Origin of the sequence: Idiomarina abyssalis, assembly GCF_900116625.1 — a bacterium.
GTDB classification, from domain to species: domain Bacteria; phylum Pseudomonadota; class Gammaproteobacteria; order Enterobacterales; family Alteromonadaceae; genus Idiomarina; species Idiomarina abyssalis.
The window spans coordinates 46851-72969 of sequence record NZ_FPBE01000003.1 but is presented as its reverse complement, the minus strand read 5'-3'; the positions used below and the strand labels follow the sequence as shown (position 1 = coordinate 72969).

At 45.3% G+C, this 26119-nt stretch carries 27 protein-coding genes; 19 read left to right on the top strand and 8 right to left on the bottom strand.

From position 1 onward, the window contains the following. Positions 1–11: 11 nt before the first annotated feature. Both fadA and tusA read left to right on the top strand, forming a co-directional pair. On the top strand, positions 12–1175 hold the full coding sequence (fadA, locus tag BM359_RS07440; RefSeq protein ID WP_053954106.1) for an acetyl-CoA C-acyltransferase FadA: 1164 nt from the start codon (positions 12–14) through the stop codon (positions 1173–1175). Positions 1176–1311: 136 nt separating this feature from the next. Beyond that, complete coding sequence (gene tusA / locus BM359_RS07435) at positions 1312–1551, top strand: sulfurtransferase TusA (RefSeq protein WP_054488934.1); 240 nt, start codon at positions 1312–1314, stop codon at positions 1549–1551. An 18-nt stretch (positions 1552–1569) separates the two neighbouring features. Here the strand turns inward: tusA and BM359_RS07430 are convergent, their stop codons facing one another. Further along, positions 1570–2061 (bottom strand): GNAT family N-acetyltransferase, encoded by a 492-nt coding sequence (locus BM359_RS07430; RefSeq protein ID WP_054489074.1) that lies wholly within the window; start codon positions 2059–2061, stop codon positions 1570–1572. 16 nt (positions 2062–2077) lie between these two features. Beyond that, complete coding sequence (locus BM359_RS07425) at positions 2078–2677, bottom strand: DNA-3-methyladenine glycosylase I (protein ID WP_054488936.1); 600 nt, start codon at positions 2675–2677, stop codon at positions 2078–2080. Between the two features lie 93 nt (positions 2678–2770). On the opposite strand from BM359_RS07425, the gene glyQ reads away from it, so the two are divergent. Next, positions 2771–3691: a glycine--tRNA ligase subunit alpha gene (glyQ, locus tag BM359_RS07420; RefSeq protein WP_054489076.1), complete on the top strand. Its 921-nt coding sequence runs from the start codon at positions 2771–2773 to the stop codon at positions 3689–3691. A 13-nt stretch (positions 3692–3704) separates the two neighbouring features. Next, positions 3705–5771 (top strand): glycine--tRNA ligase subunit beta, encoded by a 2067-nt coding sequence (glyS, locus tag BM359_RS07415; protein WP_054488938.1) that lies wholly within the window; start codon positions 3705–3707, stop codon positions 5769–5771. A gap of 79 nt (positions 5772–5850) precedes the next feature. On the opposite strand, the gene gyrB is transcribed toward glyS, so the two are convergent. The 4 genes from gyrB to dnaA are packed head-to-tail and all read right to left on the bottom strand — an operon-like array spanning position 5851 to position 11860. Then, on the bottom strand, positions 5851–8268 hold the full coding sequence (gyrB, locus tag BM359_RS07410) for a DNA topoisomerase (ATP-hydrolyzing) subunit B (RefSeq protein WP_054488940.1): 2418 nt from the start codon (positions 8266–8268) through the stop codon (positions 5851–5853). 15 nt (positions 8269–8283) lie between these two features. Continuing rightward, on the bottom strand, positions 8284–9348 hold the full coding sequence (gene recF / locus BM359_RS07405) for a DNA replication/repair protein RecF (protein WP_054488942.1): 1065 nt from the start codon (positions 9346–9348) through the stop codon (positions 8284–8286). A gap of 13 nt (positions 9349–9361) precedes the next feature. After that, positions 9362–10465 (bottom strand): DNA polymerase III subunit beta, encoded by a 1104-nt coding sequence (gene dnaN / locus BM359_RS07400; RefSeq protein WP_054488944.1) that lies wholly within the window; start codon positions 10463–10465, stop codon positions 9362–9364. A gap of 30 nt (positions 10466–10495) precedes the next feature. Further along, positions 10496–11860, bottom strand: coding sequence for a chromosomal replication initiator protein DnaA (gene dnaA / locus BM359_RS07395; RefSeq protein WP_054488946.1), 1365 nt, complete (start codon positions 11858–11860; stop codon positions 10496–10498). A gap of 404 nt (positions 11861–12264) precedes the next feature. On the opposite strand from dnaA, the gene rpmH reads away from it, so the two are divergent. From rpmH to BM359_RS07365, 6 genes are read left to right on the top strand one after another with little or no spacing between them, the layout of a single operon-like run. After that, entirely contained in the window at positions 12265–12399 is a 135-nt protein-coding gene (rpmH, locus tag BM359_RS07390) for a 50S ribosomal protein L34 (protein WP_054488948.1), read from the top strand. Then, a complete protein-coding gene (gene rnpA, locus BM359_RS07385; protein ID WP_011235862.1) occupies positions 12392–12769 on the top strand; it encodes a ribonuclease P protein component in 378 nt (125 codons plus the stop codon). Before rpmH ends, rnpA begins: the two co-directional genes overlap by 8 nt. Next, positions 12721–13032, top strand: a complete 312-nt coding sequence (yidD, locus tag BM359_RS07380; protein WP_074930817.1) for a membrane protein insertion efficiency factor YidD — start codon at positions 12721–12723, stop codon at positions 13030–13032. The genes rnpA and yidD overlap by 49 nt, the downstream gene beginning before the upstream one ends. Next, the gene (gene yidC, locus BM359_RS07375) at positions 13029–14693 is read left to right on the top strand and encodes a membrane protein insertase YidC (RefSeq protein ID WP_074930815.1); all 1665 of its coding nucleotides are present in this window, start codon (positions 13029–13031) and stop codon (positions 14691–14693) included. The genes yidD and yidC overlap by 4 nt, the downstream gene beginning before the upstream one ends. Before the next feature lie 56 nt (positions 14694–14749). After that, the gene (mnmE, locus tag BM359_RS07370) at positions 14750–16126 is read left to right on the top strand and encodes a tRNA uridine-5-carboxymethylaminomethyl(34) synthesis GTPase MnmE (RefSeq protein WP_054488952.1); all 1377 of its coding nucleotides are present in this window, start codon (positions 14750–14752) and stop codon (positions 16124–16126) included. Positions 16127–16162: 36 nt separating this feature from the next. Then, positions 16163–17842, top strand: a complete 1680-nt coding sequence (locus BM359_RS07365) for an FUSC family protein (protein WP_054488954.1) — start codon at positions 16163–16165, stop codon at positions 17840–17842. Here BM359_RS07365 and BM359_RS07360 read toward each other — a convergent pair. Beyond that, complete coding sequence (locus BM359_RS07360) at positions 17831–18076, bottom strand: GIY-YIG nuclease family protein (RefSeq protein ID WP_054488956.1); 246 nt, start codon at positions 18074–18076, stop codon at positions 17831–17833. The genes BM359_RS07365 and BM359_RS07360 overlap by 12 nt on opposite strands. A 75-nt stretch (positions 18077–18151) precedes the next feature. On the opposite strand from BM359_RS07360, the gene gloA reads away from it, so the two are divergent. Continuing rightward, positions 18152–18706 carry a lactoylglutathione lyase gene (gene gloA, locus BM359_RS07355; RefSeq protein WP_054488958.1) on the top strand — a complete coding sequence of 185 codons (555 nt, stop codon included), beginning with the start codon at positions 18152–18154 and terminating at the stop codon, positions 18704–18706. 41 nt (positions 18707–18747) lie between these two features. On the opposite strand, the gene BM359_RS07350 is transcribed toward gloA, so the two are convergent. Further along, positions 18748–19242, bottom strand: coding sequence for a protein tyrosine phosphatase family protein (locus BM359_RS07350; protein ID WP_054488960.1), 495 nt, complete (start codon positions 19240–19242; stop codon positions 18748–18750). 58 nt (positions 19243–19300) lie between these two features. Between BM359_RS07350 and BM359_RS07345 the strand changes: the two genes are divergently transcribed. From BM359_RS07345 to atpE, 8 genes are all read left to right on the top strand, one after another. Next, positions 19301–19750: a flavodoxin domain-containing protein gene (locus BM359_RS07345; protein ID WP_054488962.1), complete on the top strand. Its 450-nt coding sequence runs from the start codon at positions 19301–19303 to the stop codon at positions 19748–19750. Between the two features lie 393 nt (positions 19751–20143). After that, entirely contained in the window at positions 20144–22039 is a 1896-nt protein-coding gene (gene mnmG, locus BM359_RS07340; protein ID WP_054488964.1) for a tRNA uridine-5-carboxymethylaminomethyl(34) synthesis enzyme MnmG, read from the top strand. 9 nt (positions 22040–22048) lie between these two features. Next, positions 22049–22669, top strand: coding sequence for a 16S rRNA (guanine(527)-N(7))-methyltransferase RsmG (gene rsmG / locus BM359_RS07335; RefSeq protein ID WP_054488966.1), 621 nt, complete (start codon positions 22049–22051; stop codon positions 22667–22669). Between the two features lie 48 nt (positions 22670–22717). Then, positions 22718–23509, top strand: a complete 792-nt coding sequence (locus BM359_RS07330; RefSeq protein WP_054488968.1) for a ParA family protein — start codon at positions 22718–22720, stop codon at positions 23507–23509. Positions 23510–23528: 19 nt separating this feature from the next. Beyond that, entirely contained in the window at positions 23529–24404 is an 876-nt protein-coding gene (locus tag BM359_RS07325; RefSeq protein ID WP_054488970.1) for a ParB/RepB/Spo0J family partition protein, read from the top strand. Positions 24405–24572: 168 nt separating this feature from the next. Then, on the top strand, positions 24573–24959 hold the full coding sequence (locus BM359_RS07320; protein WP_054488972.1) for an ATP synthase subunit I: 387 nt from the start codon (positions 24573–24575) through the stop codon (positions 24957–24959). 12 nt (positions 24960–24971) lie between these two features. Continuing rightward, positions 24972–25769 carry a F0F1 ATP synthase subunit A gene (gene atpB, locus BM359_RS07315; RefSeq protein ID WP_054488974.1) on the top strand — a complete coding sequence of 266 codons (798 nt, stop codon included), beginning with the start codon at positions 24972–24974 and terminating at the stop codon, positions 25767–25769. Between the two features lie 65 nt (positions 25770–25834). Further along, the gene (atpE, locus tag BM359_RS07310; protein WP_011235847.1) at positions 25835–26092 is read left to right on the top strand and encodes a F0F1 ATP synthase subunit C; all 258 of its coding nucleotides are present in this window, start codon (positions 25835–25837) and stop codon (positions 26090–26092) included. The last annotated feature ends 27 nt before the right edge of the window (positions 26093–26119 follow it).

Genomic DNA, 26119 nt, shown 5'->3' with positions numbered 1-26119 from the left:
AGGTTATTAAAATGAAAGACATCGTCATTGTAGATTGTATTCGTACGCCAATGGGGCGTTCAAAAAATGGTGTTTTCCGCCATACTCGTGCCGAAGACCTCTCAGCTGCGCTGATGAAGGGCTTACTTGAGCGTAACCCGGAAGTTGACCCGGAAGAACTGGAAGACATTTACTGGGGTTGTGTACAGCAAACCTTAGAACAAGGCTTCAACATTGCGCGTAACTCAGCGTTAATTGCCGGCATTCCACACAAAGTAGCCGGTGTTACCGTTAACCGTTTGTGTGGCTCATCCATGCAGGCGTTGCACGACGCTACCCGCGCTATTATGAACGGCGACGGCGAAATCTTTATGGCCGGTGGTGTTGAGCACATGGGTCACGTACCAATGACTCACGGCATCGACTTTCACCCCGGCATGAATAAGTCTGTCGCAAAAGCGTCGGGCAGCATGGGTATGACTGCTGAATTGTTGTCTCGCAAATTCGGTATTACCCGTGAACAACAAGACGAATTCGGCGCGCGCTCTCATAAGAAAGCGCACGAAGCGACAGTTGAAGGTCGCTTTGCTAAAGAGATTTACCCAATTAACGGCCACAATGCTGACGGCGAACTGGTACGCGTGACTGAAGACGAAGTTATTCGTCCGGAAACTACCGCAGAAGGCCTGTCACAGCTTCGTCCGGTGTTTGACCCTGCCAACGGTACGGTAACCGCAGGTACCTCATCAGCCTTGTCTGACGGCGCAGCTGCCATGTTGGTTATGTCTGCTGATAAAGCCAAAGAACTGGGTCTGACGCCACGCGTTAAGATTCGCTCAATGGCCGTTGCAGGCTGCGATCCTTCCATTATGGGTTACGGACCGGTTCCGGCAACAGAAAAAGCGCTGAAGCGTGCTGGTGTGTCTATTGACGACATCGACGTTGTTGAACTGAACGAAGCCTTTGCCGCACAGTCACTGCCTGTACTTAAAGGTTTAAAACTGTTCGACAAGATGGAAGAGAAAGTGAACCTGAACGGCGGTGCTATCGCTTTAGGTCACCCATTAGGCTGTTCAGGCGCACGTATCTCAACGACGCTAATCAACTTAATGGAAGAGAAAAACGCGAAGCTTGGCTTAGCCACCATGTGCATTGGCCTTGGCCAAGGTATTGCGACGGTATTTGAACGCGTTTAAAAGAAACAGCAAAACTAGAGCGGTTTAACACTTTAACTGCTCTGAGGAAGGGGGGAGCGAAGGCTCGCCCCTCACCTCTTAGTCGCGAAAGTGTTAAACTACTCGCCAATTTCACCTAACGTCTTTTAAAGAAGTCATGACCCAGATTAACTGCGACAAAGAACTCGATACCCTTGGCCTTAAATGCCCGGAGCCCGTAATGTTAGTTCGTGCGGCTATTCGTAAAATGAAGGTTGGTGAGGTATTGCTGATTATTGCGGATGATCCCGCAACAACCCGGGATATTCCGGGCTTTTGCGAATTTATGGAACATGAATTAGTGAGCTCTGAAACCGAAGAGATGCCTTACCGCTACTGGGTTAGAAAGGCCCACTAAAAGCCTGACATTCAAGTATCAGGCTTTATCTTTATTTAAATACATTTCCCAGAACTCAGCCTGACCCACTTCACCTAATTCGTAAGGTTCAAAACCAAAGTTTTTATAGGCTTGCTTAGCTCGGTCATTGTTTTCCAGAACTTCTAGAGTCAGCTTCACGCAACCACGGAATTCTGCCAGTGTTTTCACTTCTTCCAGCAGTTTACGCGCAACGCCTTTACCGCGGTATTCAGGAATAACGGCTATGTCGTGAATATTCATTAATGGTTTTGCAGCGAAGGTTGAGAAGCCTTCTACACAGTTTGCAACGCCAACCGGGGTGTCACCATCGTAGGCCAGCAAAGAAAAGACATGGTCTCTTTTTGCCATTTCATCTATCAGACTCTCTTTAACTTCATCTGATATGCCTTCACCACCACCCATTGGGTCTTTAGCGTAAGCATCCAACATAGCTATAACGGCATTACGGTGTTTGGGGTTACTATAATCCGCAAGTGTAATTTCTATCATTCGTCCTTCGCTCATTTTACAACGTAAACTGTTTCATTTGCTCAGCAACAGGCTGGTAGCAATGACAGCTGGTAACATGGTCGTTCACCATACCAACTGCTTCCATAAAAGCATAGCAAATGGTCGGCCCGACAAACTTAAAGCCTTCCTTTTTTAACGCTTTTGCCATGCTTTGGGAAGCCTCAGTTTCGGTTGGAATCTCACTTTGCGTCCGATACGCATTAATAATCGGTGAGCCGCCAACAAACGCCCATAGCCATTGCTCAAATCTAACACCTTTCTCTTCTAACTTTAAAAAGGCTTCGGCGTTGGTGAAAATAGCGTCAATTTTCGCCTTGCTACGAATAATATCACGGTTGCTGTACAACCGTTCGCGATCGGCATCACTCATTGCCACAATAGCTTTCGGATCAAAACCCAAAAAGGCTTTCTCGTAGCCCGCTTGTTTGCGCAATATGGTTAACCAGCTAAGACCCGCCTGCTGCCCGTCCAGACAGAGTTTGGCGAAGAGTTCTATCGGGTCACGTACCGGCCTTCCCCAGACATTGTCGTGATACGCACGGTAATCGTCAGCAGATTCACACCAGGAACAACGTTCTGGTTCATTATTTGTCATGCCTTCCCCTATAACCAAGGCGCGTCAGAGGGTATAATCTACGCATATTTTTCGACCATTGGTCAACCACAAATAAAAAAGCAGAGAATGCGTATGTCGAAATACGATGTGAAAACCTTTCAGGGGCTTATTCTTGCTCTTCAGGACTACTGGGCTCAGCAAGGCTGTGCCGTGGTTCAGCCATTAGATATGGAAGTGGGTGCAGGCACTTTTCACCCAATGACGTTTTTACGCTCATTAGGCCCCGAGCCAGCCAGTTTTGCTTATGTTCAGCCCTGCCGCCGTCCTACTGATGGTCGTTATGGCGAAAACCCAAACCGATTACAGCACTACTATCAGTTTCAGGTCATTATGAAGCCTTCACCTAAAGACATTCAGGAACTTTACCTGGGCTCTTTAGAAATGCTTGGCTTTGACACACTGACTCACGACATACGCTTTGTAGAAGACAACTGGGAATCGCCTACTCTGGGCGCCTGGGGCTTGGGCTGGGAAGTTTGGCTCAATGGTATGGAAGTCACTCAGTTTACTTACTTCCAGCAAGTCGGTGGTTTAGAGTGCCGTCCCGTGGCCGGAGAAATTACCTACGGCCTGGAGCGTTTGGCCATGTACATTCAGGGTGTGGACAGCATCTACGATCTGGTCTGGACCGACGGCCCTCGCGGTAAGATCTTGTATCGCGACGTTTTTCATCAGAATGAAGTTGAGCAATCGACTTACAACTTTGAATACGCTGACGTTGATGTGCTTTTCCGTCGCTTCGACGACTGTGAAAAAGAGTGCGAACTGCTCATAGAAAAATCTTTGGCTTTGCCTGCGTATGAGCAAGTGATGCGAGCGTCTCACGCGTTTAACCTGCTGGATGCCCGGCATGCTATCTCTGTGACCGAAAGGCAGCGCTACATACTTCGTGTCAGAACCATGGCAAAAGCCGTTGCCGAAGTTTATTACCAGGCGCGCGAAGCTCTGGGCTTCCCTTTAGCCGACAATAAAAACAACCCAGCAGCGAACTAAGGAGAGCCAAGCCGTGCAAAAAGAAAACTTATTAATTGAGCTAGGTACCGAAGAGCTTCCTCCAAAAGCCTTAAAGTCACTGCGCGACAGCTTAAAGTCGGGTATTGAGTCTGGTTTAAAAAGCGCTGAGCTGAATTTTGATAGTATTGAAGCTTATGCCACTCCTCGTCGGTTAGCTGTCCTGGTTAAACAGGTTGAGACCGAGCAGCAGGATAAAGAAGTAGAGAAACGCGGTCCCGCTGTTAATGTGGCTTTTGATGATTCAGGTAATCCGACAAAAGCCGCCGAAGGCTGGGCTCGTTCTAATGGTATTACCGTTGAGCAGGCTGACCGTCTAAAGACAGACAAGGGCGAATGGCTGCTGCATAAGGCAACAGTAAAAGGCCAGGCGCTCGCTGAATTAGTTCAGGGTATGCTGGAAGCCGCCATTAAAACACTACCTATTCCTAAGCCTATGCGCTGGGGTGACAGCACCGCACAGTTCATTCGCCCGGTTCATACACTGACGGTTATGCTGGGTAGCGAGCTCATCGAAGCTGAAATTCTGGAAACTAAGAGCGCTCGTTTTATTCAGGGTCATCGTTTTCATTCTCCTGAAGGTTTTGAGCTTGATCATGTCGACAACTACCTTGAAAAGCTGCGTCAAGCGAAAGTAACCGCTAACTTCGAAGAGCGTATTGAGACAATTCAATCGGAGATCTCACGTCTTGCTTTGGAACTCGGCGGCCAGGTTATTCAGGATGACGAGTTAGTTGAGGAAGTTGCTGCACTGGTGGAATGGCCCGTAGCTTTAACCGCAAATTTCGATCAGGGTTTTCTGGCTGTGCCAAAGGAACCTCTCATTGTCACCATGAAAGACGACCAGCGTTACTTCCCGGTTGAAGATGGCAAAGGTAATTTATTATCTCAATTCATTTTCATCACCAATATTGAAAGTCGCGACCCGCAACAAATTGTTAAAGGTAATGAAAAGGTTGTTCGCCCTCGCCTGGCGGATGCACAGTTTTTCTTTGAGTCCGATAAGAAAAAGACACTGGAGTCTCGCCTTTCAGCACTGGATTCTGTACTTTTCCAGAAGCAACTCGGAAGTATTGGTGACAAAGCACGTCGCATTTCCGTGTTAGCCGGTAAAATTGCCAACCAGTTAAACGCTGACGTAAAAGCTTCACAAAGAGCCGGCCTGCTGTGCAAAGCTGACCTGGTATCCGATATGGTTTCAGAGTTTCCTGAAACTCAAGGTGTTATGGGTAAGCACTATGCACTTAACGACGGTGAAAGTGAAACTATCGCACAGGCAATTGAGCAACACTACTGGCCTCGCTTTTCCGGTGATGAATTACCTCAAACCAAAGAGGCCTGTGCCGTCGCATTAGCCGACAAACTGGATACGCTGGTCGGAATATTTGGTATTGGCCAGGTACCCAAAGGGGATCGTGACCCCTTTGCTCTTCGCCGCGCAGCTTTAGGTTTATTACGTACACTGGTGGAGCGCGATCTCGCACTCGATTTAAACGAGTTACTGACAGCCTCAGTAGAAGGCTTTGGTGACAAGCTATCCAATAAAACAGTAGCTGCCGACGTATTTGAATTCCTGCTTGGCCGCTTCCGCCCTTGGTATCAGGATCAAGGTATTTCGGTTGATGTTATTCAGTCAGTACTGGCACGATCGCCGTCAAAGCCAACCGACTTCGACCAACGCGTTAAGGCTGTTCAGTCATTTAAATCTCTGGACTCTGCCGAAAGTTTAGCAGCCGCCAATAAGCGCGTTGGGAATATTCTCGCAAAGTCTAAAGAAGAAATATCAGGAAAAGTTGATGAGTCTGTTTTACAAGAAGAGTCCGAAACAGCCCTTTATCGTTTAGTAACGCAAACTGAAAGCGCTATTAAGCCGCTTATTGCTAACGGTGATTATAGTGACGCCCTTACACAATTATCAGAGCTTAAAGAGCCTGTCGATGCGTTTTTCGAACATGTAATGGTTAATGCGGAAGACGATACAGTTCGTGTGAACCGACTTAACTTACTGTTCAGATTACGTCAGTTGTTCCTGGAAATAGCAGACATATCTCTTCTTCAGTAAGCATTTGATTTAAAAATAAAAAGCCGGTTCATTTTGCATGAACCGGCTTTTTTTATGCCGACATTCTTATGTCTATTAACTAGACGTCGAGGTTAGCAACCTTAAGCGCGTTAGACTCTATAAATGCTCTACGAGGCTCGACCTCATCACCCATTAAGGTGGTGAATAACTGATCCGCGCCAATAGCATCTTCAATAGTAACCTGAAGCATACGACGGGTTTCAGGGTCCATGGTCGTTTCCCACAGTTGGTCAGGGTTCATTTCTCCCAAACCTTTATAGCGTTGAACATAAAGTCCACGCTTAGACTCGTTAATAAGCCATTCAACAGCGTCAACAAAGTGGTTAATTGGTTGCTTTTTCTCACCACGGAGAACGTAGCCACCTTCTTCTACCAGCGAGTCGATTTTTTCGCCAAGCGTCACTATCTGTTCATAGTCTTTCGACATTAAGAACTCGTAGTTAAGTGGGTAATCGGTATCAACCCCATGCTGACGAATGGTTGTTGTCGGCAACCACATTCTGCGTTCAGTATCTTCATGCAAAGAGACAGTATAGGTTGCTGAATCGACTTCTCTGGCTGTTAGGTCATCGTTTAGTGTCTTGACCCACTTGGCCATATAATCTTTGTCTTTCAACCGTTCATCAGTTAGACGAGGCGCGTAGAACAGGCGCTGCAGAAAACGTTCCGGCATACGACGGCTCAGGCGTTTTATATTTTCCTGCGCCATTTGGTAGCCGTTAACCAGCTCTTCCAGCTTTTCACCCGCAATACCCGGAGCGGTTTCGTTAACGTGTAACGACGCGTTGTCCAACGCCAAACTGGTCAGGTAACGAATCAATGACGGATCGTCTTTAATATAGACTTCTTGCTTACCTTTTTTCACCTTATACAAAGGAGGCTGAGCAATGTAGATGTAACCACGCTCAATAATCTCCGGCATTTGGCGATAGAAGAAGGTCAGCAACAAGGTACGAATGTGAGAACCGTCAACGTCAGCATCCGTCATTATAATAATACGGTGATAACGTGTTTTATCCGGGTTGTACTCATCACGACCAATACCACAGCCCATTGCTGTGATTAAAGTTCCGACTTCAACCGATGACAGCATTTTATCAAAACGTGCTTTTTCAACGTTAAGGATTTTACCTTTTAGGGGCAGTATTGCTTGGTTTTTACGATTACGGCCCTGCTTCGCTGAACCACCTGCAGAATCACCCTCCACAATGTAAAGTTCAGACAGTGCAGGATCTTTTTCCTGACAATCGGCCAGCTTACCCGGAAGCCCCGCTATATCTAAAGCACCTTTACGACGAGTCATTTCACGAGCTTTACGAGCCGCTTCACGCGCCCGAGCCGCATCAATAATTTTATTGATGATAAGCTTGGCTTCACCTGGGTTTTCTAACAGATAATCGGCTAACTGTTCATTCATTGACTGCTCTACAGCCGACTTCACTTCAGAAGAAACGAGTTTATCTTTTGTCTGAGAAGAAAACTTAGGGTCTGGTACTTTAACGGAAATAATTGCAGTTAAACCTTCACGGGCATCATCACCGGTTGCTGAGGTTTTTGCTTTTTTAGTAAAACCTTCTTTTTCCATATAGGTGTTTAACGTACGAGTTAATGCCGCACGAAAACCTGCCAGGTGAGTACCACCGTCACGCTGTGGAATATTGTTAGTAAAGCAGTAAATATTTTCCTGGAAGGAATCGTTCCACTGCATGCTTACCTCTACACCAATACCGTCTTCTCTTTGAAGCGTAAAGTAGAAAGCTTTTTGATGAATGGGGGTTTTGTTCTGGTTTAAGTAGTTAACAAACGCGGCAATACCACCTTCGTATTTAAAAACATCTTCACGGTCGTCACGTTCGTCTCGCAACCGTATGCCAACACCCGAATTCAAAAATGAAAGTTCTCTGAGGCGTTTCGCCAAAATATCGTAGTGAAATTCAGTATTCGTGAAGGTTTCGTGACTCGGCCAAAAACGAAGCTCAGTCCCTGTTGTATCAGTTTCACCTACAGGTTTTACATCACTGTCAGGCTCACCCATATGATAAGTTTGCTCGTAAACCTGGCCTTGTCGACGAATGGTCAACTGCAGCTTTTCAGACAGCGCGTTTACAACAGAGATACCAACACCGTGCAAACCACCAGACACTTTATAAGAGTTGTCGTCAAACTTACCACCAGCGTGCAATACGGTCATGATAACCTGAGCAGCTGAAACGCCCTCTTCTTCGTGTATATCAACGGGAATTCCGCGACCATCATCTTTCACACTGACTGAACCATCAGAATGAATGGTAACCATAATTTCTGAACAATGGCCCGCTAAGGCTTCGTCAATAGAGTTATCGACAACTTCAAAAACCATGTGGTGCAGACCCGTTCCATCATCTGTGTCACCAATGTACATACCTGGGCGTTTACGAACCGCATCCAACCCTTTGAGAACCTTGATACTCGATGAACCGTAATTATTTTCTTCCATAGTATTATCTCGATATCATTCGTTTATTACCCCATGTTCCACGTGGAACATTCGAGGTGATTTTTGAAATTTATCCGACAACTGCTTTCCAGTAATTGCGGTGATAAACACTTGTGCGTCTAGATTTTCTAACTCACGACAAAGTAACGCCTGGTTTCTTGAATCAAGCTCTGACGTTAAATCATCGACCAAATAGATGCAGGGTTTCTTTTTAATTTTTTGATAATGCTTCCCTTGCGCTAATTTCAAAGCGGTTATCGCGGTTTTTAGCTGCCCGCGAGATAAGCGATGCTTTACTTCCACACCATCTGCTATCACTTTGATATCTGCCTTATGTGCCCCAACTGAGGTGAAGCCGTATTTCTTATCTTTCTCTGTATGGCTTTCTAAGGCGTCAAATAAACTTTGGCTAGTATCCCAGCCCGATTTTAATCGAACCTCCATTGTAACATCGGAGAGAAAAGATTTCGCTAGTTCTTGTATATAATCATTAAGTTCTTCTAGGTATTTTTCGCGACTTTTACTAATGCGTTCACCATAATAGGCCAACTGTTCTTTCCAGTATTTGTCTTCCCGCACGGGAAGCGAGCGTTGTTTGAGTAAACTGTTTCTTTGTTTAAGCAATTGGGTGTAAGCAACCCAGTCCGAATAAAAAGAATGTTCCACGTGGAACACTCCCCAATCAATAAACTGTCTTCTCTGACCAGGACCCTCTAAAAGAATATCTACAGACTCAGGGGTTAACAACTGTACCGGCACTAAACGGGCAACATCTGACATCCGCTGAACATTCGCACCATTCAATCTTAACGACTGCTCGCCATCACCGCTGCGTCGAACGCCAATAGAGTAATCTTTAGAGCGACAAAATACGGTAAAGCCGCTATTACCCTCTTTAATTAACTGACGAAAACCACCTGGACGAAAAGAACGACCGAAACCGAGTAAATAAATAGCTTCAAGCAGGCTGGTTTTACCGGAACCGTTGTCTCCGGTAATTAGGTTAATTTGAGGACTGGGGGACAAAGCCACTTCCGAAAAATTTCTGAAGTGGCTTAAATTCAATGTCTCAATGAACATTTATAAGGCAGGGTTACAAACGCATAGGCATAATAACGTAACAGCAAGACTCGTCATGCTGAGGTTCAATTAGTGCACTGCTGTTTGAGTCAGACAGAGTAAAAGAAACCTGTTCGTCATCAATGTTATTTAAGACATCTAGCAAATAGCTAACGTTGAAGCCTATCTCAAGATCATCGCCTTGGTAATCGACTTCAATAACTTCTTCCGCTTGTTCTTGTTCAGGGTTTGTCGCAGTAATACAAAGCTCACCACTGCTTAAATTCAAGCGCACACCGCGAAATTTTTCATTTGATAAAATTGAAGCACGGCCAAAAGACTGACGTAAAGCATCACGATGCGCGACCACAACTTTATCACCGCCACTTGGTAAAACACGACGATAGTCAGGGAAACGGCCGTCTACCAATTTACTGGTAAACACCAGCTCTGGTGTTTCAACGCGAATATGGTTGTTTCCGATAGAAACCGACACTTCTTGATCGTCGTCGCCTAACAGACGAAGTAACTCAACCACCCCTTTACGAGGAACAATAACCTGTCGTTGTACAAGGCCTGGTTGGTCTATAGCACAAGTGCTCATCGCCAAACGGTGACCGTCGGTTGCAACAGAGCGCAACATGCCATTATCCGTTTCAAACAACATACCATTTAAATAATAACGGACGTCCTGGTTCGCCATTGAGAAATGGGTTTTCTCCATTAAGTCCTTCAATATAGCCTGCTCAGTCACCAAATGGATGTCACTTTTCCAGTCATCGATATTTGGGAAGTCGTCCGACGACAGAGTACTGAGCTTAAACTTACTGCGACCCGATTTAACGGTTGCGCTGTCTTCCTGTGAAGTGAACTCAATTGTTGAACCTTCCGGTAAGCTCCGAACAATATCCAGAAGTTTCTTAGCTGGTACAGTAACTGCTGCATCCATATCTGCAGATTCCAGCGGTACCGAGGAGACCAGTTCAACTTCCAGGTCTGTTCCGGTCAATTTAAGCTGGCCGTTATCTACCTGTAATAACAAATTCGACAAAATTGGTAACGTATGCCGCCTTTCAACAGCACCACTCACAACCTGCAGTGGCTTGAGAAAAGCATCGCGGTTAATTGAAAATTTCATGACTGAGTCCCCTGTTTATAACGACATACCTTATGACGACAACGTTCGAATAAGATTTCTATAGTCTTCTTTTATGTCGTTCTGCGCATCTTTTAATTCTTGTATTTTTCGACAAGCATGTAAAACCGTCGTGTGGTCACGCCCGCCAAAAGCGTCACCAATTTCCGGTAAACTGTGGTTGGTTAATTCTTTCGCCAACGCCATGGCCAACTGTCGTGGACGCGCTACGGAACGACTCCGGCGCTTAGACAAAATGTCAGCTAACTTAATATTATAATATTCTGCGACTGTCTTTTGGATGTTATCAATAGTGACCAACTTTTCCTGAGCGGCAATTAGGTCACGCAGTGCTTCGCGCACAAAATCGATAGTAATGGGTCGGCCGGTAAGTTGAACATTCGCGACAACCCGGTTCAGTGCACCTTCAAGTTCACGTACGTTTGAGCGTAATCTTTTGGCAATGAAAAAGGCGACTTCGTGTGGCATATGTAACCCACGTTCGTCGGCTTTCCGCATTAAAATAGCAACTCGCGTTTCTAATTCCGGCGGCTCTATAGCAATGGTTAAACCCCAGCCAAAACGGGATTTCAAGCGATCTTCTACTCCATCTATTTCTTTCGGATAAAGATCGCTGGTCATAATAATTTGCTGATTACCTTCCAACAGTGCGTTGAAAGTATGAAAGAATTCTTCCTGAGAGCCCTTTTTATTTGCAAAGAAATGGATGTCATCTATTAGCAAAGCATCAACTGAACGGTAGTAACGTTTAAATTCATTGGTCGAACTGTTGCGAATTGAGTTAACCATGTCCTGAACAAAACGCTCTGCCCGAATATAAAACACCTTGGCGTCCTTCTTGTGCGCCATAATGCCATTGCCAACTGCGTGCAATAAGTGTGTTTTACCTAAACCCGTACCACCATAGACAAAAAGTGGGTTGTAAACACCGCCTGGATTCTCAGCTACCTGAATAGCCGCCGCGCGGGCTAGTTGGTTTGACTTACCTTCAACAAAATTATCAAAAGTGTATTCAGGATGAATATTGCTCTCAAACGGTACTTCAGTATCGGCATTACTTGAGGAAAAGTTCGGCGTCTTTCTGCGCGTTGCAGCAGCGCGTTGTTGCGAACTGTTATCTTTTTGTGTTGGCGACGCTTCCCCAACCTTTAGAACAACATTCGGTACTTTGTCATCGCACATGGATTCCAAATACGCATTAATGGTTTTCAGGTATTTATCGCGCACCCAATCGACCGAATAGATATTCGGCGCAAATAAGGTCAAAGTCTCGCCATTAAGTTTGGCTTGAAGAGGTCTGATCCACGTGTTGAACTGCTGTAACGGTAACTCCGATTGCAGTCGCTCTGCACATTGTTGCCAAAGCGAATTATTCACACTCTTCTCCTGGATCGTTTTTTATTATCATAACCAAAGATTGTACTTCACTCAGTTAATCTTCGCTAGTATAAACTGCCTGAAAACGGCATGAATAAAGGAGATAAAAAATAGTCACTGATGGCAGAACTGGCGCATAACTTGCTTGTAACCAGCCACTTTACCAAAACAGGAAAATCATCTAAAAAGTGAATAACTGTTATTTTATCCACATTATTAATGTTATAATTGCTACAGATTGTGGATGAGATTAATTTAGGTTTTATTGCCTAAAACCGCCTCTTATCATTGACTCAATGCGAAAAGATCGGTAAGATCCGCGCTCTAAAAAATTCCGTTCACGTTTGGTTTCAACTTTTTCGGCCAGCGTGGGAAATAGCAAACTGACCGATGGAATATTAGTTATGAAAAGAACATTTCAACCAAGCGTATTAAAACGCAAACGTGCTCACGGCTTCCGTGCTCGCATGGCAAGTAAAAACGGCCGTAAAGTATTGGCTCGTCGCCGTGCTCGTGGTCGCAAAGTACTGAGTGCATAAAAGTATCTCATATGGAAGGGAGTTACGTCTGTTAACTCCCTCTCATTTCCAGACTGTATTCTCAAACCCTCCTGTAAAAGCCGTTACTGCTCATGTCACTATGTTGGCAACCCCCAATGAGTTAGGGCATCCACGTATAGGTGTTACTGTCAGTAAAAAGCGAGCGAAGCGCGCTGTTGACCGAAACCGTATAAAACGCCAGATACGTGAAACATTCCGTTTAAGACAGCACAAAATCCCCGCTTTTGACATTGTAATTATTGCCAAGCAGGGTATTGTCGAGCAGGATAACGCCGCATTACGGGATACGTTGAATTATTTATGGCGAAAATTAGCAAAGCGTTGCGAACAATACCAATCGCGTTCATAAAGGTTTATCAATGGTTTATTAGCCCATTGTTAGGCCCGCGTTGTCGATTTTATCCATCTTGCTCGCATTATGCCTGTGAGGCTATACAAAAACACGGTACAATCCGTGGTATTGGCCTTGCTGCCGTAAGAATTGGTAAATGTCATCCCGCTCACAAAGGCGGTTATGACCCCGTTCCGCCCAGTAAGCAAGAAACTAAGCCAGAAAATAGCAACGAATCCGAATCTTTACTAAAACAGCCAACAGAGACGAAATCACTATGAATTCGCCACGCACGATATTATTTATTGCCTTTTTAGTGGTGTCATTCTTCCTATACCAAAATTGGATGGTGGAGACCGCACCCGGAACAAAAGCAAACGAAACCGCGACAGTAACGCAATCGAGCAATAACACTGAAAACAGCGATGTGCCTTCAAGTGGTTCAGCTGCGGCAGATGTACCGGAAGGTGATCAGCCCGTTGTTAGCCAACAATCAGAAACAACCATTCGCGTTCGCACCGACGTGCTTGATGTCGAAATTGATACTCGCGGTGGTGACGTTGTTTCAACAGAGTTACTTAAGTTCGCCAAAGACTTAGGAACCGAAGAGCGTTTCCAGCTGTTACAGAATAGCTCAAATAACGTCTACGTCGCACAGTCTGGTTTAATTGGTCCGGATGGTATCGATGCAAGCGGTGACGGTCGTCCGTCTTATAACTACGAAAAAGAAAGCTATCAGTCCGAAACTGACGTTATCGAAGTTCCGTTAACCTACACCACGGAAAGCGGCGCAATCTATCGTAAAGTCTTTACTTTCACCCCTGGCAAATACAACGTCGACGTTCGTTTTGAAGTTGAAAATAATACATCAAACGCGCTGAATACTCAGTTTTACGGGCAACTTAAACGCTCCATGGGTACCGGCGAAAGTGGCAGCATGATTATGCCAACCTACTTCGGTGCAGCGTACTCGCATGACGATGACAAGTTTGAAAAGTATGACTTTGACGACATGCTGGATAAAAAGCTGAACGTCACCTCGCAGACCGGTTGGGTCAGTATGCTTGAGCACTACTTTGTTTCGGCATGGATACCTGAACAGGGCCAGCCTAACCGCTTGTTCTCACGTGTTGCGAACGGCAGCCAGGCAATTATTGGTGTCATTTACCCGATGACCGAAATTCAGGCCGGCAGCTCAAAAGTCATTGAGTCACAGCTTTATCTAGGTCCTAAAGATCAGGACGCTATGGCACAAATAGTTGAGCACCTGGACTTAACCGTCGACTACGGTTTCCTTTGGTGGTTAGCTCAGCCAATATTTAAGCTGCTTCAATTTTTACAAAGCCTTGTCATTAACTGGGGTCTGGCCATTATTCTGACCACCGTTATTGTCAAAGCATTGCTGTTCCCATTGACCAAAGCGCAATACGTATCAATGGCTAAAATGCGTATGCTGCAGCCTAAAATGACCGCCCTTCGCGAACGCTATGGCGACGACCGACAGAAAATGTCGAGCGCCATGATGAAGCTTTATAAAGAAGAAAAAGTAAATCCTCTGGGCGGTTGTCTGCCAATGCTGTTGCAGCTTCCAATCTTCCTGGCGCTTTACTGGGTGCTGTTGGAAAGTGTCGAACTGCGTCATTCAGAATTTGTATTCTGGATTCAGGACTTATCGACCAAGGACCCATACTACATCCTGCCAATATTAATGGGTGCCAGTATGTTTCTGATGCAGAGACTGCAGCCAACACCAACGGCTGACCCAATGCAGCAGAAGCTGTTCCAGTATATGCCGGTTATCTTTACCGTCTTCTTCCTGTGGTTCCCATCAGGTCTGGTACTGTACTGGCTGGTCAGTAACTTGATTACCATTGCACAAATGCTGATCATATACCGTGGGTTAGAGAAGAAAGGAATTGACGTTAGGAACAAGAAGAAGTAATCCAGCATTAAGGCCCGGCTTATGCCGGGCTTTAGTCCTTTTGGGAGCAGTGAAAAATGACAACTGAAACAGACTTTGACGACACCATTGTTGCTCAGGCCACGCCACCCGGACGCGGTGGTGTTGGTATTGTTCGCGTTAGTGGCAAAGCCTGTAAAGATGTTGCTGAAAAACTGTTAGGCCATTGCCCCAAAGCTCGTAAAGCCGAATACTTGCCTTTTTACGATTTACAGAAACAACTGCTGGACGAAGGCATTGCGCTTTTTTTCCCTGGTCCTAACTCCTTTACCGGCGAAGATGTCTTAGAACTGCAAGGTCACGGCGGACCCGTTCTTATCGACATGATCATTAAGGCCATTCTGGAAATTCCCGGTATTCGTCCTGCACGACCTGGTGAATTTAGTGAACGAGCGTTTTTGAACGACAAGCTTGACCTCACCCAGGCAGAAGCTATTGCCGACTTAATTGATACCAATTCGGAGCAAGCCGCTAAAGCCGCATTACAAAGCTTAAAAGGTGAGTTCTCTCATAAAATTGACCAGTTGGTGGATGCCGTTATTCATCTACGCATGTACGTTGAGGCAGCCATCGACTTTCCGGATGAAGAAATCGACTTTCTTTCCGATGGTAAAGTCTCCGGCGATTTAGCTGAAATTATTGACCACCTGTTCCATATAGAACAGGAGGCCCGGCAAGGAACGCTTATGCGTGAAGGTATGCGCATTGTAATTGCCGGACGTCCTAATGCGGGTAAGTCCAGCTTGCTTAATGCTCTGGCAGGTCGCGAGTCCGCCATTGTTACCGAAATAGCCGGAACCACCCGTGATGTTCTGCGAGAACACATTCAAATAGACGGCATGCCGCTGCATATTATTGATACCGCCGGTTTACGCGAAAGCCCGGACCACGTTGAGAAAATAGGTATTGAACGCGCCTGGGATGAAATTCGTCAGGCAGATCGCGTTTTATTTATGGTCGACAGTCAGGAGACTTCTGCCATTCATCCTGATGACATATGGCCGGAATTTTTCGCTCAGTTACCTGAAGACATGCCCTACACCGTTATCCGCAATAAAGTCGACTTATCGGAAGAGCCTACCGGCATTGATGAACACAACGGCATTCCGGTTATTCATTTATCCGCCAAAACTGGCCACGGCATTGAATTACTGCGCGAGCACTTAAAGCATTGTGTTGGGTACAACACAACTGCAGAAGGAAGCTTTATGGCCAGACGCAGGCACTTAGAGGCTCTGGCTAAAGCAAAAACCCATTTACTGCAGGGTCAGGAGCAACTCGAAGCCAACATGGCCGGCGAAATACTAGCTGAAGAGCTACGTCTGACCCAACAGCACCTCAATGAAATTACTGGTGAGTTCACTTCTGACGATCTTCTCGGCCAGATTTTCGGTTCGTTCTGTATCGGCAAATAACGCGATTTCTTAGTCACCAAAAGCTAAGGAGCAACAGTGAAAGACAAGTTAGCGCAATGGGGGTTTGACTACGTCCGGCTCCGGTTTGGGTTCAGAACCGGCATTGCTGCCTGCTTGTCACTTGCTATTGCCTGGGCGCTCGGATTAGAACACCCTCAATGGGCTGCTATGACCGTCTGGGCCGTTTCGCAACCAACCCGTGGTCTTCTCGTAGAAAAAGCCGCCTATCGTGCTTTAGGCACTTTGCTGGGCACCATGTTTGGAATGATACTGGTTGTTTCTGCCGGCGGCGAGATCATCTGGCTGGTAGTCGGTTTATCACTCTGGGTAACCCTCTGTGTTTACACCGGCAATTTACTGCACGGTCTTATTTCCTACGGCACAATTTTGGCCGGGTACTCTGCCTCAATGGTCGTTCTTCTGACACAAAGCCCAGATGCTTTGATGCCACTGGGTATCGACCGTTTGCTTACAGTATTTGTCGGTATTATGACCTCGTTAGTTATTGGTTGGGCTTTTACTTATAAACGCGCGGAACAAACTTTAATTAACCAACTTCGCCGACTTACAGCCGCTAATTTACAGGATATCAGTCATTATTTTGCTGAACCGGATAAGGTTTCACTTAACCTGTCTGAAAAGCTGTCGCAGTTAGCGGCCATAGAAGCTCAATTACTCGATCATGGTACCGGTTCTGTCAGCGCTCATGAGTCAGCCAAAACCTTACGTTTAGTCATTAACAGTCAGCTTGGCTTTTTCACCGAACTCAACATTCAGGAACCAGAGAGTAACAAAGAAGTAAGTGGTCACTTACTTGAATCTTCCAACAAACTAAATGCTTCCGCCAAACGCTCCGAAATTATTGAACCTCTCAGAAAAGCCCTGAAACTGATTAAAAACGATGCGTTAAAAAGACGGTTCAGTGAATTTGTTGAAGCCACCAACGACCGTTTATCTTTTCGCGATTCAGGCAAAACGGCCAGCTCAACCCTGCTGACCAAAACTATTTTACACCGCGACTGGAGAGGCGCTCGTCAGGCAGCTATAAGAACCTTGGTTATAATGAGTCTAATTGGCGCAGCCTGGTGGTATACCGAATGGTTTCAGTTGGCTTATTTAATGTTAGGCGCCTCGGTTATGCTGACTTTATTTTCAACCGCTGATAATCCTGCTCTGACGATGAAGTATGTGTTTTTTGGGCAGTGTGCAGGAGCTTTAACTGCCATACTAATACAGGCGGCTGTCTGGCAATATCAGGATGCCATTTTTTGGATGTTAGTGGCGTTAATGCCCGTTATTTTGCTGGCTGGGTTCCCAATGTCACACCAGAAGACCGCCAATGGCAGTATGGATTTTAATCTGGTCTTCTTACTATTAATGCAGCCTTCAGTATCTTATTCGTTCCATCTTGGTCACTCTATTACCATTGCTTTGGCCGTGGTCGCCGCACCATTGCTTGCTTTAGTTGCTTATCGCCTAATTTATCCGACAAGCTTAAAGGCTCGTTACCAAACTTTATTGCAAACACTGACAGAAGAAATTGACCAGCTGGACACCGAGAAACTCACCGAAAGCCAATACAAAAGGCGCAAAGCACGCTTTTACCATCGAGTCATAAAGCTAACCCAAATTAGTGATAAGCTCGGCTTAAAAGAAAAGGACTCCATAATTGAACACCTTTTAACCGGACAAAAAAGACTCAACTCAACCGGTTAGTTCAGCTTTTCTATTGCGAGACCAACGTTTTATTTCATATTCCCGTTGGCACGCTTTTGATCTGTTAGGGTGTACCTCACTCCAGACAAGCTCAACCGGGCGACGCGCGCGTGTGTATTTAGCCCCTTTTTTATCATCCACATTGTGCTCATTAACGCGGCGCTCAACGTCAGTTGTCACACCGGTATAAAACGTATTATCAGCACACTTCACTAAATAAACCGACCAGGCCACGCTTGAACTCTCTCGTAATAAACCCAATAAACAGTGTAACAGCAGTTAATTACTGAACCGACTAAGGAAGCCATTATGAGCAGACATTTTGATGAAGCCAAGGGGTTATCGGAACAACATGACCCGGCAACACACAACTTTGTTTTTAACCAGACCATGTTCCGCATAAAAGATCCGGAACGCACCTTAAAGTTCTACAGTGAGGTGTTGGGAATGACTCTGGTAAAGCGCCTGGACTTTCCTGAAATGGAATTCACGCTTTATTTCATGGCTGCTATTTCACCGGAGCAACGTAAAGACTGGTCAACCGACCACGATAAACGTATTGAACAAACCTTTGGTCGTCCGGCTATGTTGGAGCTCACGCACAACTGGGGGGACGAAAACGACGATTCAGTGTCCTACCACAGTGGCAATGAACAACCGAAAGGCTTTGGTCACATTGGATTCGCTGTGCCCGATATTGATGCCGCCTGTGAGCGCTTCGAGAAAATGGGCGTAGAATTTCAGAAACGACCTGACGACGGAAAAATGAAAGGCATTGCCTTTATTAAAGACCCGGACGGCTATTGGATTGAGATATTTACACCAGAACGTCAGCCAGGGCTATTAAAAGAGCATTTAAAATAAAGGAAAAGGCCAGTTCATAAGAGCTGGCCTTTTTTGACTCGTCACTCAGAAAGCATCGTCTTCACTTTCTCTTCCAGCGACGTCATGCCATGTTCACGACCAACTTCTAACGCTTTTTCCACCGGCATTCCGTCTAACCAGCCCGCGCGCAAAGCCATCAGTGCGCCTACGCGGTTACTCGAAGCGCAATGCACCAGAACGGTTTTATCGCTATTTTCTAATAGAATACGATCAACCATACGTGCGTTCTCAAAGGTAACACCGTCTGCGCCATTAACCGGTACATGGTAATAAGCCATACCATTACGGGTCACAACAGCAGCTTCCTCGCTTTCGGTCATTTCTTTTTGTGAAAGCAAATTAATAACAACATCACCGCCGTTATCCGCAAATTCCGCTAACTGTTCATCTGAAGGCGTGCCCATAACCCAAAGGTTTTCAGACACTTGTTTAGGCGACTCTATACCAGCTGAAACATTGAATGAAACTATTACGGCACTTAAAGCCACTAATACCTTTATAAGACCTTTTACCATTTGGGTTCTCCTGTATGATTCGTGTTTTTCTAATAGTAGCAAATGAGCAAAAAAGTTTATGACCGTTTTACATCTTTTAGTGGGTACAACCTCCGGTAATACCGAGTTTTTAGCCGATACTGTCAGCGAAAAACTCAACGAACAAGGTATCGAAACCGAGCTTCACTACGAGCCAGAATTTGAAAAACTCCCGACCGATCAACCCTGGTTAGTTTTTCTAGCCAGTCACGGCGCCGGCGACTATGCCGACTCTATGCTGGATTTCTATGATGAAATAAATGATCCCCAAAGCCCTGATTTAACAGGACTAAACTACGCAGTTGTCGCTATTGGTGAGTCCTGCTACGACACCTTCTGCGAGGCGGGTCGTCATTGCGATAGCCGTTTGCAGGAACTCGGTGCCATTAAACTGGCTGATCGTTTAGAAATAGACATGCTGGAAGACGATCCGGAAGAAAAAACATTAACCTGGTTGCCCGCGATCACTGATTCTGTAAAGGCTCTGTGATCATACCCACATGCTTATACACAGCTATTTTAGCCTGTGATTAAAGCTGGCATAAGATCACTTAAGCACTGTCAATGGAGTGGGTATAACACTGGGGATAAACTGATCTGTGTATAACTACCCCACTTATCCACGATCTATGATCCCAGTTCAACCCCGGTTATCTACAGAGAGTGATCTTAATATGAGCTATATAAAAAAAGGGCTGTAGCGATCTATTCACAGAAAACCGCTGACTAGTAGTAATAACAATAAAAGATCTAAATAAGATCCTTTACTGATCTTCTTTAAGATCTTTAATAACACTGAACGAAATTTAACCATTTAGATTTATACAAAATCGCGTTAAAATAACCGGCTATTTTCCTATTCTTCAACGAAAGGTCACATTGAATGTCAGAACAGAGCCAACAACACTTTGATGTTATTGTTGTCGGTGGAGGACACGCCGGAACAGAAGCAGCTTTAGCCGCCGCTCGTTTAGGTGTTAAAACCCTATTGCTTACGCATAATATTGATACTTTAGGGCAAATGTCCTGTAACCCAGCCATTGGTGGAATAGGAAAAGGTCATTTAGTTAAGGAAATTGATGCCCTTGGTGGCTTCATGGCAAAAGCTGCAGATAAAGCCGGAATTCAGTTCAGAACACTGAATTCTTCAAAAGGTCCTGCAGTAAGAGCGACAAGAGCTCAGGCCGATCGCCAACTGTATAAACAAGCGATCCGCTACGCATTAGAAACACAGCCTAATTTGTCGATATTCCAACAAGGTTGTGATGATCTTATTGTTGAAAACGATCGCGTTACCGGCGTTGTTACCCAAATGGGTCTTAAATTTACCGCTAAAACCGTTGTTTTAACGGTAGGGACCTTCCTTGGCGGACAAATTCATATTGGTCTGGATAACTATCAAGGCGGCCGCGCAGGCGATCCTCCTGCAAATGCTTTAGCTAAACGCTTACGTTCATTGCCGTTACGAGTAGAGCGGTTAAAAACCGGCACACCACCGCGTATAGCCAGCCAAAGCGTCGATTTTTCAGTCATGCAGGAACAACCAGGCGATAACCCAACTCCGGTATTTTCCTATATGGGTTCGCGTGCTGATCATCCACAGCAAATCCCCTGTTACATTACGCACACCAATGAAAACACTCACGAAATTATTCGTTCAGGGCTTGATCGTTCGCCCATGTATTCAGGTGTGATTGAGGGTGTCGGGCCACGTTATTGCCCTTCTATCGAAGATAAAATTGTTCGTTTTGCTGAAAAAGGTTCACATCAAATATTCGTAGAACCTGAAGGTTTAGATACCTTTGAAGTTTACCCTAATGGTATTTCAACCAGTCTGCCGTTTGATGTTCAGCAGCGTCTGGTTCAGTCAATTAAAGGCTTCGAGAACGCTCATATTACGCGTCCGGGCTACGCCATAGAGTACGATTATTTTGATCCCAGAGATCTTAAACAATCGCTGGAAACCAAAGTCATTAACGGCTTGTTCTTTGCCGGCCAAATTAACGGCACAACCGGCTATGAAGAAGCCGGAGCACAAGGCCTTGTTGCTGGCTTAAATGCCGCATTGCAGGCACAGGATAAAGATTCCTGGTCACCACGACGTGATCAAGCCTACATGGGCGTGTTGATCGATGATCTGTCAACTTTGGGTACTCAGGAACCGTACCGTATGTTCACTTCGCGTGCGGAGTATCGTTTGCTTCTGCGTGAAGATAACGCCGATATTCGCTTAACCGAAATTGGTCGTAATCTTGGTTTAGTCGATGATGAACGCTGGGCTGCATTTAATAAGAAAATGGAAGCTGTTGAGCAGGAAAAACAACGGTTAAAAACCACCTGGGTGCATAAAGACCACGCTTCTGTGGAGCAAATTAATGCGTTGGTAAAAAGCCCTGTAACCAAAGAAGTCAGTGGCGAAGAGTTATTGAGACGCCCGGAGATCCATTATCAGGATCTTGCCAAGACGGATTTTTTTGCGCCGGGATTAGAAGATCCATTAGCCGCTGAACAAGTTGAAATTCAGATTAAATATGCAGGTTATATTTCGCGTCAGCACGATGAAATTGCGAAACAGCAGCGTCATGAAAATACTTTGCTTCCTTCACCTTTCGATTACGCTAAGATTAAAGGCTTATCGAATGAGGTTATTGCTAAGCTAAATGACCACCAGCCAGAAACAGTAGGCAAAGCGGCCCGTATTTCTGGTATAACACCTGCGGCCATTTCTATGCTTCTGGTGCACCTGAAAAAACAGGGTTTATTGCGTAAAAGTGCTTAAGGAATATATGTGAAAGAGCAGTTAAAGGAATTATTGAAGCAAGCGCAAATAACCTTGTCAGAGTCACAAATTGAGCAGCAACTGGCGTTAGTGGGTTTATTGGACAAGTGGAACAAAGCCTATAATCTGACCAGCGTAAGAAATCCAAAGGATATGCTCACAAGACATATTATGGACAGTCTGGCGGTTCGTCAGTATTTACAGGGACAACGTTTTATTGACGTTGGAACAGGCCCGGGTTTACCTGGGTTACCTTTAGCCATAGCAGAACCTGATAAAGAATTTGTTTTGCTCGATAGTTTAGGTAAGCGTATTCGTTTTATTCGGCAGGTTTGTCACGAGTTAAAATTAACCAATGTGACGCCGGTACAGGCTCGGGTTGAAGATTATCAGAACGAAAAAAAGTTTGATGGTGTAATCAGTAGAGCCTTTGCCTCGCTTAATGATATGCTTTCCTGGTGTGAGCATTTACCTTCAGATAAAGGTCGGTTTTACGCTCTTAAAGGTTTATACCCACAAGAAGAACTGGACGAACTGCCAGCGAACTATAAAACTGAAAGTATTGAGCAAATTAACGTTCCCGGCATTGACGCGAGCCGACATATCGTCATTATAAGCAAACGGTCATAAAACAACCGACAGTCGATTATCCGACAACAACAAGAGGTTATAAAACCCGTGGCTACAACCATTGCTATTGCGAATCAAAAAGGCGGAGTTGGAAAAACAACCACAGCAGTTAACCTGGCTGCATCGATGGCTGCTACCCGTCGTAAAGTGTTGTTGATCGATTTAGATCCTCAAGGTAATGCAACCATGGGTAGCGGCGTTGACAAGTACGACGTTGAAAACAGCATTTATGAATTGTTGATTGAAGAAAAGCCGGTTAAAGACGTTGCGGTAACAGACACTAACGGTAAGTATCATTTAATCGCGGCAAATGCTGATGCAACTGCCGCTGAAATTAAATTAATGGAAGTTTTTGCGCGGGAATTACGCTTGCGTAACGCGCTAAAAGCTGTCCAGGACACCTACGATTACATTTTTATTGATTGCCCTCCATCGCTGAATATGTTGACGGTTAACGGCATGGCAGCGGCTGACTCTATTCTGGTGCCAATGCAGTGTGAGTACTATGCACTGGAAGGTTTGACAGCATTAATGGAAACCATTCGTCAGCTGGCCGATGTGGTTAACCCCGGGCTAGAGATAGAAGGTATTTTGCGGACGATGTACGATCCGCGTAACCGTTTGGCTAACGATGTTTCAGAACAACTAAAAAACCACTTTGGTGACAAAGTCTACCGAACAGTCATTCCGCGTAACGTGCGTTTAGCTGAAGCGCCTTCATTTGGTGCACCGGCTATGTATTACGATAAATCATCAACGGGTTCAAAGGCTTATTTGTCCTTAGCGGGTGAACTTATCCGACGTTCTGAAAATCGTAACGAAGTAGCAGAAGAATCATAACAAGGGAATTTAGCGAATCATGTCGGCAAAAAAACGAGGTTTAGGTCGTGGTCTGGATGCCTTACTGACCAGTAATCAGCAAAACTCTGATCGTCAATCTGAACAGGTGACGGAAGAAGTTAAAGGCGAATTACAGAAACTGCCGGTTGAACAGTTAAAACCCGGTCGTTATCAGCCTCGTAAAGACATGTCACCCGAAGCTTTGGAAGATTTAGCCGCTTCAGTGAAAGCTCAGGGTATTATTCAGCCTATTGTGGTTCGCCCTGTTGGCAAAGACGAATACGAAATTATTGCCGGGGAGCGTCGTTGGCGCGCGGCTCAGCTTGCTAAACTGGAGCTGGTTCCCTGCCTAATTAAAGACGTGCCCGATGAAGCGGCCGTTGCTATTGCATTAATTGAAAACATCCAGCGTGAAGACCTCAATGCAATGGAAGAAGCGACAGCGTTGCAACGCTTATTGGATGAGTTTCAGATGACCCACCAGGACGTTGCTCAGGCTGTGGGTAAATCGCGTACTACTGTAACGAATTTACTGCGTTTAAATAATTTACAGGACGGCGTGAAAGTATTGCTTGAACGTGGCGACATCGAGCTGGGCCACGCCAAGTTGTTGCTGGCATTAGAAGGTGAACAACAAGCCGATGTAGCACAGCAAATTGTTGCAAAAGATATGACCGTACGTGACGCCGAAAAACTGGTCAGACGTACTATCGACCCACCAAAACAAACTGAAAAGCCCGAACCAGACGCAAACATTGAACATTTAGAGACGAAATTGTCTGAGACTCTGGGTGCAAAAGTTTCCATCAATCACGGTCGTAAAGGAAAAGGAAAACTGGTTATCAGTTATACCAACCTGGACGAACTGGATGGAATTCTGACTCACATCAAATAATTATTCCAATGTATTGATTGTTGTAGAACTTTTGTTAAATGGCATAGAAACCGTTGCCTACAGGCAAATTTGTTTGCAATTACATGGCAGATCTTTATACTAGCGCGAGTTTCATTGTGGCTGGTTGAAAGCCACATAAAGATAGCCGCCAGTTAAAAGGTTTTCGTCGTGACACAGGCACTCAATGCGGTAGGTAAAAAACTGGCAGGAAGAATAGTAGGCACACAATTTATTGTGGTCTTAGTTGCTGCACTTGTCACGATATTGGTTTCGAATACGCAGTCGGCTTTAGGTATTCTTTGTGGCGGATTAACCGCTGTAATACCCAACGCACTATTTGCACTTATTGCTTTTAAACATGCAGGTGCACGCGCTAATCAGAAAGTTGTACAAAGCTTCTTTTTAGGCGAAGGCGTTAAGCTTCTGCTAACAGCATTGCTGCTCATGCTCGCACTGCTGATAACAAATTTATATCCTGTGTGGTTACTGATCGGCTTCGTTATTGCCGTCACCATGCAGTGGATAGCACCGGTTTTATTTTTAAAATCAACCTAACTGGGAAACAACATGGTAAGTGGAGAACAAACTCCGACTCAGTATATCCAGCATCACCTCCAAAATTGGACGGTTGGTGAAGGGTTCTGGGCGGTGAACGTCGATACTATCTTCTGGTCCGTGTTACTGGGTGTGCTGTTTCTGTGGAGTTTCCGCAGAGTAGCCAAAAAATCCTCTGCTGGGGTACCTGGTAAATGGCAATGCTTTGTCGAAATGATTGTCGAGTTTGTCGACAACAGCGTCAAAGAGTCCTTTCACGGTAAAGATAAACTGATTGCGCCTCTGGCATTAACCATCTTTGTCTGGATATTCCTGATGAACCTGATGGACTTAATTCCGGTCGACTGGTTACCAACAGCCGCTATGTACGGTGGTTATTGGTTAGGCTTTGTTGACGATCCGCATGACGTCTACATGAAAGTTGTACCAACAACTGACCTGAACACAACCTTTGCTCTGAGTATCAGCGTATTTGCGCTCATTATTATCTACTCAATTAAGTACAAAGGCGTGAAAGGCTTTGCCAAAGAAATGACATTAACCCCGTTTAACCACTGGGCGTTAATGCCGGTAAACTTTGTGCTTGAAAGTATCACGTTACTGGCAAAACCAGCGTCATTGGCACTGCGTTTGTTCGGTAACCTGTATGCGGGTGAATTGATATTTATTCTGATTGCAATGATTGGATTGTTCCAGCTACCAGCGCACTTTGCCTGGGCTGTGTTCCATATTCTGGTCATTACATTGCAAGCGTTTATTTTCATGATGCTGACCATTGTTTACTTAAGCATGGCTTCATCTGAACACTAGTGTTCTAAACAAAAAGTTTTTAGCTTTACTTTTAACTTTAATCTACTGAAAAACTGGAGAAATCAATGGAAACTGTAGTTGCTTTTACTGCTATCGCTGTATCAATCATGATCGGTCTGGCTGCACTGGGTACAGCACTGGGCTTTGGTATTCTGGGTGGTAAATTCCTGGAAGCTGCTGCTCGTCAACCAGAATTGGCACCACAGCTGCAAGTTAAGATGTTCATCGTAGCTGGTCTTATCGATGCTATCGCAATGATCGGCGTTGCTGTTGCATTGCTGTTCACGTTTGCGAACCCATTCTTAACCCAGGTAGCAGGCTAATCGTTATTCGACGGTCACCAACTGAAG

What these genes read in the sequence shown, in the direction of transcription:
- fadA (WP_053954106.1), top strand. Translation starts at nt 12, where the DNA reads ATGAAAGACATCGTCATTGTAGATTGTATTCGTACGCCAATGGGGCGT.
- tusA (WP_054488934.1), top strand. Translation starts at nt 1,312, where the DNA reads ATGACCCAGATTAACTGCGACAAAGAACTCGATACCCTTGGCCTTAAA.
- BM359_RS07430 (WP_054489074.1), bottom strand. Translation starts at nt 2,061, where the DNA reads ATGATAGAAATTACACTTGCGGATTATAGTAACCCCAAACACCGTAAT.
- BM359_RS07425 (WP_054488936.1), bottom strand. Translation starts at nt 2,677, where the DNA reads ATGACAAATAATGAACCAGAACGTTGTTCCTGGTGTGAATCTGCTGAC.
- glyQ (WP_054489076.1), top strand. Translation starts at nt 2,771, where the DNA reads ATGTCGAAATACGATGTGAAAACCTTTCAGGGGCTTATTCTTGCTCTT.
- gyrB (WP_054488940.1), bottom strand. Translation starts at nt 8,268, where the DNA reads ATGGAAGAAAATAATTACGGTTCATCGAGTATCAAGGTTCTCAAAGGG.
- recF (WP_054488942.1), bottom strand. Translation starts at nt 9,348, where the DNA reads ATGTTCATTGAGACATTGAATTTAAGCCACTTCAGAAATTTTTCGGAA.
- dnaN (WP_054488944.1), bottom strand. Translation starts at nt 10,465, where the DNA reads ATGAAATTTTCAATTAACCGCGATGCTTTTCTCAAGCCACTGCAGGTT.
- rpmH (WP_054488948.1), top strand. Translation starts at nt 12,265, where the DNA reads ATGAAAAGAACATTTCAACCAAGCGTATTAAAACGCAAACGTGCTCAC.
- yidD (WP_074930817.1), top strand. Translation starts at nt 12,721, where the DNA reads ATGGCGAAAATTAGCAAAGCGTTGCGAACAATACCAATCGCGTTCATA.
- yidC (WP_074930815.1), top strand. Translation starts at nt 13,029, where the DNA reads ATGAATTCGCCACGCACGATATTATTTATTGCCTTTTTAGTGGTGTCA.
- mnmE (WP_054488952.1), top strand. Translation starts at nt 14,750, where the DNA reads ATGACAACTGAAACAGACTTTGACGACACCATTGTTGCTCAGGCCACG.
- gloA (WP_054488958.1), top strand. Translation starts at nt 18,152, where the DNA reads ATGAGCAGACATTTTGATGAAGCCAAGGGGTTATCGGAACAACATGAC.
- BM359_RS07350 (WP_054488960.1), bottom strand. Translation starts at nt 19,242, where the DNA reads ATGGTAAAAGGTCTTATAAAGGTATTAGTGGCTTTAAGTGCCGTAATA.
- BM359_RS07345 (WP_054488962.1), top strand. Translation starts at nt 19,301, where the DNA reads ATGACCGTTTTACATCTTTTAGTGGGTACAACCTCCGGTAATACCGAG.
- mnmG (WP_054488964.1), top strand. Translation starts at nt 20,144, where the DNA reads ATGTCAGAACAGAGCCAACAACACTTTGATGTTATTGTTGTCGGTGGA.
- BM359_RS07325 (WP_054488970.1), top strand. Translation starts at nt 23,529, where the DNA reads ATGTCGGCAAAAAAACGAGGTTTAGGTCGTGGTCTGGATGCCTTACTG.
- atpB (WP_054488974.1), top strand. Translation starts at nt 24,972, where the DNA reads ATGGTAAGTGGAGAACAAACTCCGACTCAGTATATCCAGCATCACCTC.
- atpE (WP_011235847.1), top strand. Translation starts at nt 25,835, where the DNA reads ATGGAAACTGTAGTTGCTTTTACTGCTATCGCTGTATCAATCATGATC.